Raw genomic sequence first — 10,425 nt, 5'->3', positions numbered from 1 at the left:
GGCCCGCCACCGGTGCCGGTGGCGGGCCTCACGCGTGGCGTGCCGTGAACGCAGACGGGGCGGACTACCCCTTGGCGGCGTTCTTCTTCTCCTCGGCGTCCTCGATGACCGCCTCCGCGACCTGCTGCATCGACATGCGCCGGTCCATCGACGTCTTCTGGATCCACCGGAACGCCGCCGGCTCCGTCAGCCCGTACTGCGTCTGCAGGATGCTCTTCGCCCGGTCCACCAGCTTCCGGGTCTCCAGCCGCTGGGAGAGGTCCGCGACCTCCTTCTCCAGCGCACGCAGCTCCGCGAAACGGGAGACCGCCATCTCGATGGCCGGCACCACGTCGCTCTTGCTGAACGGCTTCACCAGGTACGCCATGGCCCCGGCGTCCCGGGCCCGCTCGACCAGGTCGCGCTGCGAGAACGCGGTCAGCATCAGGACCGGCGCGATGGACTCCTGCGCGATCTTCTCCGCGGCGGAGATCCCGTCCAGGACGGGCATCTTCACGTCGAGGATGACGAGGTCGGGCCGGTGCTCACGGGCCAGCTCGACGGCGCTCTGCCCGTCGCCGGCCTCGCCGACCACCGAGTAGCCCTCTTCCTCCAGCATCTCTTTGAGGTCGAGACGGATGAGCGCCTCGTCCTCGGCGATGACGACACGCGTCGTCAGCGGCGGAACGTGCGGCTGGTCGGCGTCGGGCGTTGGCGTCGACTCGTGCTCGGCGGTCACGGTGGGCTCCTCGATGCGGGGCAGACAAGCTCCCCCGAGCCTACCTAGCTGCGGTAAGGTGGACACGCAGCGGGTCGGGGGTAACCTTCGATTCGTTGGGCCCCGGTAGCCCAATTGGCAGCAGGCGATGGATTCAAAACCCATACAGTGTCGGTTCGAGTCCGACCCGGGGCACTTTTCCTTAAATTCCATGGTCGCGTGGTAATCCGCGACCATCACCCTTTCCAGCGAATGCCCCACATTTACGCCATCCGGGGCCGCTTTCTTGAGTCACTGTCGCTTGCATGTACGACATGGCGACCCGCCGACAGGCCCTCGCATTGGTGGCGCAAGGCCGCAGCCTGAACTCGGTGAGCACGGAGACGGGAATCTCCCGCTCCGCACTGCGTGCCTGGCAGATCCGCATCGAACCGCTCCCCCGCATGGTGCGCAGCGCCGAGTGTTCCGGCCCCGCCGACCAGGAGGCCTACGTCTATCTGCTCGGCCTCTACTTGGGTGACGGCTGCATCGGCCCCCACCCCCGCGGGGGACATTACCTGCGCATCGCCTGCGCAGACGCCTGGCCGGACCTGATCGAACTGTGCCGGGCCGCGATCACCGCCGTCCACCCGGACAACCGGGTCTGCATCCAACAACGGGCCGGCTGTGTGGCCGTGACCAGCTACGGAAACCACTGGACCTGCCTGTTCCCCCAGCACGCTCCGGGCAAGAAGCACGACCGCCGGATCCACCTGCGGCCCTGGCAGCAGGCTCTGGTCGACGCCCACCCCTGGGCCTTCGTCCGGGGCCTGATCCACTCCGACGGCTGCCGGATCACCGACTGGACCGTCCGCAACGGCAAGCGGTACGAGTACCCCCGCTACTTCTTCACGAACAAGTCGTCGGACATCACCGCCCTCCTCACGACCACCCTGGACCGCCTCGGCGTGGGCTGGACCCGCGCCAACCAGCACAACATCTCCATCGCACGCAAGGAGTCCGTGGCGCTCATGGACCTCCACGTCGGACCGAAGCACTAGCTCCGGTCAGGGATGGGGCCCGGGTTTAAACAGTGGTGAGCGGGCCGGTGCGGCTTGTAGGTTGGCGACGCGATCGTGCCTGGCGATGCGCTCGGCTGCGGCTACTTCCTTCTGACGACCAAGTGACGCCGCCGCCCTCTTGGATCTCGGCAGGCGCGATCGTCTTGCCCCGTGGCCCCGTGGCCCCGTTGGCCCTTCGGGCCCTTTGGTCGGGCTTTCCATCCTTTTGAATCCGGGGGGATTCGCTGCCTCGTTACGCCCCGCGCGTTTCCAAGATCTGGTCCGAGATGCTCGTGGCCCCGCACGTGTCGGCGGCCGCCCGCTCCCTGCCTCCGCCACAGCTCCGGTACGGGCCCGCCTGGCCGGGGTTGCGTACCTATCAGGGCGGCGCGGGCTTCGTCCGGGAGCCCCGGGAGGAGCTCTTCCTCCTCGCGGTCGGCAATTTCGTCTCGCAGCGGACGTTCTACGAGAGCGGTGAGGAGCGGGACGCCCGGTACGTCCGCCTCGTCGGTGAGCTCGCCGTCCAGGATCCCGTGTGGACGGCCGGCCTGCTGCGCTGGCTCCGCAGTGAGGGGAACATGCGTACGGCCTCCCTGGTGGGCGCCGCCGCGTACGTGCGGGCCCGGCTCGCGGCCGGGGTGTTCGAAGGTCCGTCCAACCGGTCCGTGATCGACTCGGTGCTCCAGCGCGCCGACGAGCCCGGTGAGCTGCTCGCGCATTGGGTCTCGGCGTACGGGCGGAACGTGCCGCAGCCCGTGAAGCGGGGCATCGCCGACGCCGTGCGCCGGCTGTACACGTCCCCGTCCCTGCTCAAGTACGACACCGCGTCCAAGGCCTTCCGTTTCGGCGATGTGCTGAACCTGGTGCACGCCTCCCCCGACCCGGGGAAGCCGTGGCAGGGTGCGCTCTTCCGGTACGCCCTGGACCGCCGCCACCACCCGGAGCGGGCGCTGCCGCCGGTCTCCGACCGGTTGTTGACCGCCCACCGGGCGCTCATGGAGTCGCCCGTGGACGTGCGGCGGGCGGTGGTGACGGGGCCGGGCGGCTCCGAGCGGCTGGCTGCGGCGGGTATGACGTGGGAGGCCGTTGCGGGCTGGCTCCACGGGCCGGTGGACGCTGCCGTCTGGGAAGCCGTGATCCCGTCCATGGGACCGATGGCACTCCTGCGGAACCTGCGGAACTTCGACGGGGCGGGGGTGTCGGACGAGGTCGCGGCCGCGGTTGCCGCGCGGCTTTCGGATCCTGCCGAGGTCGCCAGGTCCCGGCAGTTCCCCTTCCGCTATCTGGCCGCCCACCGGCATGCGCCGTCGCGGCGCTGGGCGGACGCGCTGGAACGGGCACTGGGCCACTCGCTGGCCAACGTGCCGTCCCTGCCCGGCCGGTCCCTGATCCTGGTGGACCGGTCCGACTCCATGTTCTGGGACACCGTCTCCGAGCGGTCGGAGCTGACGCGGGCGGACGCGGCGGCGGTGTTCGGCACCGCGCTGGCCATGCGTGCCGAGCAGGCGGACCTGGTGGAGTTCGGCTGGAGCAGTCGAAGGGTGTCGTTCGAGCCGGGTGAGCCGGTGCTGGAGGTGCTGAAACGGTTCCACGTCCTCGGAGGCACGCAGACCACGACGGCGGTGCGGGCGCATTACCGGGCGCACGACCGGGTCCTGATCGTCACCGACGAGCAGGCCGCCCCCCACGGGCCGGGCGGGCCTGCCGAACCGGTTCCGGCCGATGTGCCGGTCTATACGTGGAACCTGGCGGGGTACCGGCCTGCTCATGGCCCCGCGGGCCGTCATCGGCACACCTTCGGCGGTCTGACGGACGCCGCGTTCCGGATGGTCGGCTTCATCGAGGCCGGCCGCGAGGCCGCTTGGCCGTGGACCGCCGGGCCGGTCTGATCCGAAGGATCTGCGGGCCGCCTCCGAGCCGGGTCAGGGGCGGGCGTAGGAGCCCATGCCGACGAGGCAGTAGACGTATTCGTTGATGGGGACGCCGTTGCGGGTGTAGCGGTGGGAGAAGGCGTACTGGGTTTTGGGGTTGGCGTCGCAGCGGCTCATGTCGGAGGTGAAGGAGAAGCGCTGGATGACGCGGTAGTGGGCGTCGGCGGCGGAGCAGGGGACTTCGTCGACGTTGTTGACGCGGGTGGCGGTGGTGGAGTCGGGGAGGGTGCCGTTGAGGCAGGTGCCTTCGTCGTAGGGGCTGGGGTCGGGGGCTGCGCTGGTGGGGGCGCCTGCGCCGGGGAGGTTGAGGGTGGGGAGCGGGGCGGGTGACCACGGGCGGGCCGAGTGGGTGGGGGTGGGGCGGCTGTTGGCCGTCTTGCTGTTCGTGTCGTCGTCGTTGGTGAGGGCGACGATGCCGGCGATGAGGCCTGCGGCGACGAGGAGGCCGACGAGGCAGCCGAGGGGGTTGGTCTTCTGGGGGGTGGGGGCGCCGGTGACGGTGACGCGCAGGAGGACTTCGGTGGTGCCGAGTTGGGCGCGGACGAGTTGGCCGTTGCGGGCGGGTGGGACGCGGAGGTCGGCGGTGGTGCCGTTGTGCAGGGGGAGGGTGATGACGACGCCGGCGGCGGCTTGTTGTGGGGTGAGGGTGATGGGGATTTCCTGCTGTGACACCGGCTGCTCCTGGGGTGGGGGGTCGCGGGTGCTGGGTGGTGGGTGGTGACGTCCGGGGATTGTGCCGGGTGCGGGGGTGCTGACGCAGGTATTCCGCTGGAGTGTGGTCGGTTCGGTACGGGCGGGGTGGCGGGTGGGTACGGGAACGCCCCCGCCTTCGTGGGGCGGGGGCGTGCGGGTGCGGTGCGCGGGTCGGCGCTCAGCGGACGGCAGCCGGCGGTCGGCAGTCAGCGGTCAGCGGTCAGCGGTCAGCGGACGGCGTCGCCGATGTGGTGGACGCGGACGAGGTTGGTGGAGCCGCTGACGCCGGGGGGTGAGCCGGCGGTGATGACGACGGTGTCGCCGCGTACGCAGCGTCCGATGCGGAGGAGTTCTTCTTCGACCTGGGCGACCATGGCGTCCGTGGAGTCGACGTGGGGGCCGAGGAAGGTTTCGGTGCCCCAGGTGAGGTTGAGCTGGGAGCGGGTGGCGGGGTCGGGGGTGAAGGCGAGCAGGGGGATGGGTGAGCGGTAGCGGGAGAGACGGCGGACGGTGTCGCCGCTCTGCGTGAAGGCGACGAGGAACTTGGCGCCGAGGAAGTCGCCGATCTCGGCGGCGGCGCGGGCGACGGCTCCGGCTTGGGTGCGGGGTTTGTTGCGTTCGGTGAGCGGGGGGAGGCCCTTGGCGAGGATGTCCTGTTCGGCGGCTTCGACGATGCGGGACATGGTGCGGACGGTTTCGATGGGGTGTTTGCCGACGCTGGTTTCGCCGGAGAGCATGACGGCGTCGGTGCCGTCGATGACGGCGTTGGCGACGTCGGAGGCTTCGGCGCGGGTGGGCCTGGAGTTGTCGATCATCGAGTCGAGCATTTGGGTGGCGACGATGACCGGCTTGGCGTTGCGCTTGGCGAGTTTGACGGCGCGTTTCTGGACGATCGGGACCTGTTCGAGGGGCATTTCGACGCCGAGGTCGCCGCGGGCGACCATGATGCCGTCGAAGGCGGCGACGATGGCGTCGATGTCGTCGACGGCTTGGGGTTTTTCGATCTTGGCGATGACGGGGAGGCGTCGGCCTTCTTCGTCCATGATGCGGTGGACGTCCTCGATGTCGCGGCCGGTGCGGACGAAGGAGAGGGCGATGACGTCGGCGCCGGTGCGCAGGGCCCAGCGGAGGTCTTCGGTGTCCTTGTCGGAGAGGGCGGGGACCGAGACGGCGACTCCGGGGAGGTTGAGTCCCTTGTGGTCGGAGACCATGCCGCCTTCGATGACGCGGGTGTGGATGCGGGGGCCGTCGACGGTGGTGACTTCGAGGGTGACGCGGCCGTCGTCGACCAGGATGCGTTCGCCGGGGGCGACGTCGGTGGCGAGGCCGGGGTAGGTGGTGCTGCAGGTGTGGCGGTCGCCGGGTGTGTGTTCGGTGGTGATGGTGAAGGCGTCGCCGCGTTCAAGGAGTACGGGTCCTTCGGCGAAGCGTCCGAGTCGGATCTTCGGGCCTTGAAGGTCGACGAGGACGCCGACGCTGCGGCCGGTTTCGTCGGAGGCCTTGCGCACGCGGAGGTAGCGGTCCTCGTGTTCGGCGTAGGTGCCGTGGCTGAGGTTGAGGCGGGCGATGTCCATTCCGGCTTCGACCAGGGTCTTGATCTGCTCGTACGAGTCGGTGGCGGGGCCCAGGGTGCATACGATTTTTGCTCGGCGCATGGGTGGAGCGTATGCCCTACCGGAGGGTAGGTAGTGGGGTCCGGGTGTCGGCTCAACAACCTTTGGTTGAAGGGTTGTTGACAATTGTTGAATGTGCGTGGGGGTGCTCCGATGAGCACCCCCACGGGTGTGTGCGGGGTGTTCCCGGGGCCCGGTTTCAGAGCCTGGGCGGGGTCATGGTGAAGCGGGCGTTGACCTGGGCCCGGACGGTCTGGCGCTGGGGTTCGAGGTCGAGGGCCGGGGCGGCTTCTTCGCCGCCGGCGAAGGCCATGGAGCGGACCGCGCCGGCGGGGGCGGCAGCGGTGAAGGCGAGTGCGTTCTCGGCGCCCTCGTCGGCGAGTTCGACGAGGGCGGTGAGGTCGGCCCCGAGGGCGGCGGCGTATTCGCGGGCGCGTTGGACGGCTTCGAGGACGGCTTGGCGGCGGGCTTCGCCGTGGGCGGGTGAGGTGGGGCGCAGGGACCACCAGGGGCCGTCGACGCGCGTGAGTTCGAGGTCGGCGAGGCGGGTGGTGAGTTCACCGAGGGCGGTGAAGTCGCTGAGTTCGGCGCTGACGTGGACGCGGCCGTGGTAGGCGCGGATGCGTTCGCCGCGGCCGTGGCGGGTGAGTTCGGGGGTGATGGAGAAGGCGCCGGTTTCGGTTTTCTCGACGGCTTCGCCGTAGGTCTTGACGAGTTCGAGGACGGCGTTGTTGCGGCGGGTGAGGTCTTCGAGGGCGGTGCGACGGTCGGTGCCACGGGCGCTGATGGTGATGCCGATGCGGGCGATTTCGGGGTCGACTTCGAGGAGGGCTTCGCCGCGGACGGCGACGCGGGGGGTGTCGGGGGTGCCGTAGGGCGGGTGGGGGACGGGGTGGGGGGACGGCTGGGGTGTGTCGTGAGTGGTGGTCATGGGTTCACTGTGGCACTGCCGCGGGCCGGTGGTCATCGGATCGAGATGCGGAGGGGGGTGGTTCGTTTGTTACCGATGAGTCAGAATCTACGCGCGTTGTCAGCCACTCAAGACAGCGCCTGAACAGGGGAGATGGCATGGCGTTCGACCGCAGGACGTTTTTGGGGACCTCGGCCGCCACGGGTGCGGCCGTCGCGTTGGCGGGGGCTGCGGGCAGCCCGGCTGCCGCGGCCACCACGGCTGATGCGGGGGTCCGGCCGCCGCGGACGTATGCGTTCACGGTGATGGGGACGACCGATCTGCACGGAAACGTCTTCAACTGGGACTACTTCACGGACAAGGAGTTCGACGACAAGGCGCACAACGACGTGGGCCTGGCGAAGATCTCGACGCTGGTGAACCGGGTGCGGGCGGAGAAGGGGCGCTGCAACACCCTGCTCATCGATGCGGGTGACACGATCCAGGGCACGCAGCTGTCGTACTACTACGCGAAGGTGGACCCGATCACGGCGCGCCGTGGTCCCGTGCACCCGATGGCGCAGGCGATGAACGCGATCGGCTACGACGCGGCGGCACTGGGCAACCACGAGTTCAACTACGGCATTCCGGTGCTGCGGAAGTTCCAGGAGCAGTGTGATTTCCCGCTGCTGGGGGCGAACGCGCTGGACGCGAAGTCGCTGCAGCCGGCGTTCCCTCCGTACAGCATGCACCGGCTGCGGACTCCGCACGGGCGGGACGTGAAGGTCGCGGTCCTGGGGCTGACGAATCCGGGCATCGCCATCTGGGACAAGGCCAACGTGCAGGGGAAGATGACGTTCCCGGGGCTGGAGGAGCAGGCGGCGAAGTACGTGCCGAAGCTGCGGTCGATGGGTGCGGACGTGGTGATCGTGTCGGCGCACTCGGGGTCGAGCGGTACGTCCTCGTACGGTGACCAGCTGCCGTACGTCGAGAATGCGGCGGGGCTGGTGGCGGAGCAGGTGCCGGGGATCGACGCGATCCTCGTGGGGCACGCGCACACGGAGATCCCGGAGTACCGGGTGAAGAACAAGGCGACCGGCAAGGACGTGGTGCTGTCGGAGCCGCTGAAGTGGGGGCAGCGGCTGACGCTGTTGGACTTCGAGCTGACGTGGGCGAAGGGCTCGTGGTCGGTGGCGAAGGTGTCGGCGCGGGTGCTGAACTCGAACACGGTCGAGGAGGACCCGAAGATCGTCCGGCTGCTGTCGGACGAGCACCGCAAGGTGGTGGAGTACGTCAACCAGGTGATCGGTACGTCGACGCAGGCGATGTCGTCGGCGGACGGCCCGGTCAAGGACGTCCCGATCATCGATCTGATCAACCACGTGCAGGCGGAGACGGTGAAGGGGGCCCTCTCCGGTACGGAGTGGGCGTCGCTCCCGGTGCTGTCGCAGGCGTCGTGCTTCTCGCGTACGGCGGCGATCCCGGCGGGGAAGGTGACGCTGCGGGACGCGGCGGGGCTGTACCCGTTCGAGAACACGCTTGAGGCGCGGGTGCTGACCGGTGCGCAGCTCAAGGACTATCTGGAGTACTCGGCGCGGTACTTCGTGCAGACGGCTCCGGATGCGGTGGTGGACCCGGCGAAGCTGACGAACGCGGAGGGCGTTCCGGACTACAACTACGACGCGGTGTACGGACTGGCGTACGACATCGACATCGCACAGCCGAAGGGTTCGCGGATCACGGGGCTGTCGTTCCGGGGCGTGCCGGTGGATCCGCAGGCGCGGTTCGTGCTGGCGGTGAACAACTACCGGGCGTCGGGTGGTGGGGCGTTCCCGCACGTGCCGCAGGCGAAGCAGGTGTGGGCGAACTCCGACGAGATCCGTAACACGATCATTTCGTGGGTGAAGGCGAAGGGGACGGTCGACCCGTCGCAGTTCGCGTCGGTGGACTGGCGCCTGACCCGAGCCGGTGTGCCGGTGTTCTGATCCCGCGGGCATCAGGGGCATTCGGCGAGCGGGAGCAGGTCGATCGTGGCTTTGGGTCGGGGCTGCTCCCGCTGTTCGAGGCCGAAGGTGGTGAAGGCGGTGCGGGTGGGTTCGGGGTAGGGGTTCTTGCCGGTGAGGGCGTTGAGGATGGTGGCGCTGCGCCGGGCGGTGAGACCGAGGTCGGGGGCTCCGATGCCGTGTGTGTGGCGTTCGGCGTTCTGGACGAAGATGCTGCCGGTGATGCTGGGGGCGAGGACCATGCGGTGGTGTTCGTCGATGCGGGGGCGGCCCGAGGAGTCCTTGCGCAGGTAGGGGTCGAGTGCTGCGAGGAGGCGGGAGAGGGGCCGTTCCCGGTAGCCGGTGGCGAGGACCACGGCGTCGGTGGTGAGGCGGGAGCGGGTGCCCTGCTGGGTGTGTTCGAGGTGGAGCTCGACCTTGGTGGTGGCCACGCGGCCGGCGGTGCGGACGGTGACTCCGGGGGTGAGGACGGTGTCGGGCCAGGCTCCGTGGAGGGTGCGGGTGTAGAGCTCGTGGTGGATGGCGGCGATGGTGGCGGGGTCGATGCCCTTGTGGAGCTGCCATTGGGTGGGGACGAGCTGGTCGCGTACGGGTTCGGGGAGGGAGTGGAAGTAGCGGGTGTAGTCGGGGGTGAAGTGTTCGAGGCCGAGCGTGGAGTGTTCGCGGGGGGCGAAGGAGGGGGTGCGGGCGAGCCAGGTGAGGCGTTCGCGGCCGGCGGGGCGGGCGCGGAGGAGGTCGAGGAAGACCTCGGCTCCGGACTGGCCCGATCCGATGACGGTGATGTGGTCGGCGCCGAGGATGCGGGTGCGGTGGTCGAGGTAGTCGGCGGAGTGGATGACGGGGACGGTGGGGGCGTCGACGAGGGGGCTCAGGGGGTCGGGGACGTGGGGGGCGGTGCCGAGGCCGAGCGCGAGGTGCCGGGCGTGGGTGCGGCCGAGGGCTTCGGCTTCGCCGTCGGCGTCGAGGCGGGTGTGGTCGACTTCGAAGAGGTCGTGTTCGGGGTTCCAGCGGACGGCGTCCACCTGGTGGCCGAAGTGGAGTGCGGGGAGGCGGCCGGCGACCCAGCGGCAGTAGGCGTCGTATTCGGTGCTGCGGATGTGGAGCTGCTGGGCGAGGTAGAAGGGGTGGAGCCGCTCCGTGTGCCTGAGGTAGTTGAGGAAGGTCCAGGGGCTGGTGGGGTCGGCGAGGGTGACGAGGTCGGCGAGGAAGGGGCCCTGGAGGGTGGTGCCGTCGAGGAGGAGCCCGGGGTGCCAGCGGAAGTCGCGGCGCTGGTCGTAGAAGGCGGTGGCCAGTTCACCGGCTCCTCGGGCGGGGAGGCCGTGGGCGAGGGCGGCGAGGGAGAGGTTGCCGGGTCCGATGCCGATGCCGACGAGGTCGAGGGGGGCTTCGGGGTGTGCGCTCATCGGTGGGTGTCCTCGGGAACGGTCGGGCGGGAGGGGCCGGGTGCCCGGTGCGGGGTGCCCGGCGCGGGTGCGGCTGCCGTGGTGGCGGACCGGGCACCCGCCGGGTACAACGACCGGAGCCGGAGGGGGTAACCGTCGCGGGGTGCGGTCGGCCGC

The 10,425-nt window shown here is 69.8% G+C and carries 8 protein-coding genes and 1 tRNA gene; 4 read left to right on the top strand and 5 right to left on the bottom strand.

Annotated features, from left to right (window positions below; all coding sequences use genetic code 11):
* Window positions 1-64 precede the first annotated feature (64 nt).
* A complete protein-coding gene (locus ACFV7Q_RS36740; RefSeq protein ID WP_385435282.1) occupies window positions 65-718 on the bottom strand; it encodes an ANTAR domain-containing response regulator in 654 nt (217 codons plus the stop codon).
* A gap of 99 nt (window positions 719-817) precedes the next feature.
* On the opposite strand from ACFV7Q_RS36740, the gene ACFV7Q_RS36735 reads away from it, so the two are divergent.
* The 3 genes from ACFV7Q_RS36735 (at window position 818) to ACFV7Q_RS36725 (ending at window position 3,626) form a co-directional block, all read left to right on the top strand.
* Window positions 818-892 (top strand) — tRNA-Leu (locus tag ACFV7Q_RS36735).
* Between the two features lie 110 nt (window positions 893-1,002).
* A complete protein-coding gene (locus ACFV7Q_RS36730) occupies window positions 1,003-1,737 on the top strand; it encodes a transcriptional regulator (RefSeq protein ID WP_385435281.1) in 735 nt (244 codons plus the stop codon).
* 287 nt (window positions 1,738-2,024) lie between these two features.
* Window positions 2,025-3,626 carry a TROVE domain-containing protein gene (locus tag ACFV7Q_RS36725; RefSeq protein ID WP_385435280.1) on the top strand — a complete coding sequence of 534 codons (1,602 nt, stop codon included), beginning with the start codon at window positions 2,025-2,027 and terminating at the stop codon, window positions 3,624-3,626.
* 33 nt (window positions 3,627-3,659) lie between these two features.
* Here ACFV7Q_RS36725 and ACFV7Q_RS36720 read toward each other — a convergent pair whose 3' ends face one another.
* From ACFV7Q_RS36720 to ACFV7Q_RS36710, 3 genes are all read right to left on the bottom strand, one after another.
* Window positions 3,660-4,340, bottom strand: a complete 681-nt coding sequence (locus ACFV7Q_RS36720; RefSeq protein ID WP_385435278.1) for a hypothetical protein — start codon at window positions 4,338-4,340, stop codon at window positions 3,660-3,662.
* Window positions 4,341-4,588: 248 nt separating this feature from the next.
* Window positions 4,589-6,016 (bottom strand): pyruvate kinase, encoded by a 1,428-nt coding sequence (gene pyk / locus ACFV7Q_RS36715; protein WP_385435277.1) that lies wholly within the window; start codon window positions 6,014-6,016, stop codon window positions 4,589-4,591.
* A 157-nt stretch (window positions 6,017-6,173) separates the two neighbouring features.
* On the bottom strand, window positions 6,174-6,905 hold the full coding sequence (locus ACFV7Q_RS36710) for an SIMPL domain-containing protein (RefSeq protein ID WP_385435276.1): 732 nt from the start codon (window positions 6,903-6,905) through the stop codon (window positions 6,174-6,176).
* Window positions 6,906-7,042: 137 nt separating this feature from the next.
* Here ACFV7Q_RS36710 and ACFV7Q_RS36705 point away from each other — a divergent pair, with 137 nt between their 5' ends.
* Window positions 7,043-8,848 (top strand): bifunctional metallophosphatase/5'-nucleotidase, encoded by a 1,806-nt coding sequence (locus tag ACFV7Q_RS36705; protein ID WP_385435275.1) that lies wholly within the window; start codon window positions 7,043-7,045, stop codon window positions 8,846-8,848.
* An 11-nt stretch (window positions 8,849-8,859) separates the two neighbouring features.
* On the opposite strand, the gene ACFV7Q_RS36700 is transcribed toward ACFV7Q_RS36705, so the two are convergent.
* Window positions 8,860-10,269, bottom strand: coding sequence for a lysine N(6)-hydroxylase/L-ornithine N(5)-oxygenase family protein (locus ACFV7Q_RS36700; protein ID WP_385435274.1), 1,410 nt, complete (start codon window positions 10,267-10,269; stop codon window positions 8,860-8,862).
* Window positions 10,270-10,425 lie beyond the last annotated feature (156 nt).

Source organism: Streptomyces sp. NPDC059851, assembly GCF_042732005.1.
In the GTDB taxonomy this organism is placed as follows: Bacteria; Actinomycetota; Actinomycetes; order Streptomycetales; family Streptomycetaceae; genus Streptomyces.
This window is presented reverse-complemented; position numbering and strand designations above follow the sequence as displayed.

Bases quoted from the DNA above. Each gene is read 5' to 3' on its own strand.
- ACFV7Q_RS36710 (WP_385435276.1), bottom strand. From the start codon at position 6,905: ATGACCACCACTCACGACACACCCCAGCCGTCCCCCCACCCCGTCCCC.
- ACFV7Q_RS36700 (WP_385435274.1), bottom strand. From the start codon at position 10,269: ATGAGCGCACACCCCGAAGCCCCCCTCGACCTCGTCGGCATCGGCATC.
- ACFV7Q_RS36725 (WP_385435280.1), top strand. From the start codon at position 2,025: ATGCTCGTGGCCCCGCACGTGTCGGCGGCCGCCCGCTCCCTGCCTCCG.
- pyk (WP_385435277.1), bottom strand. From the start codon at position 6,016: ATGCGCCGAGCAAAAATCGTATGCACCCTGGGCCCCGCCACCGACTCG.
- ACFV7Q_RS36730 (WP_385435281.1), top strand. From the start codon at position 1,003: ATGTACGACATGGCGACCCGCCGACAGGCCCTCGCATTGGTGGCGCAA.
- ACFV7Q_RS36705 (WP_385435275.1), top strand. From the start codon at position 7,043: ATGGCGTTCGACCGCAGGACGTTTTTGGGGACCTCGGCCGCCACGGGT.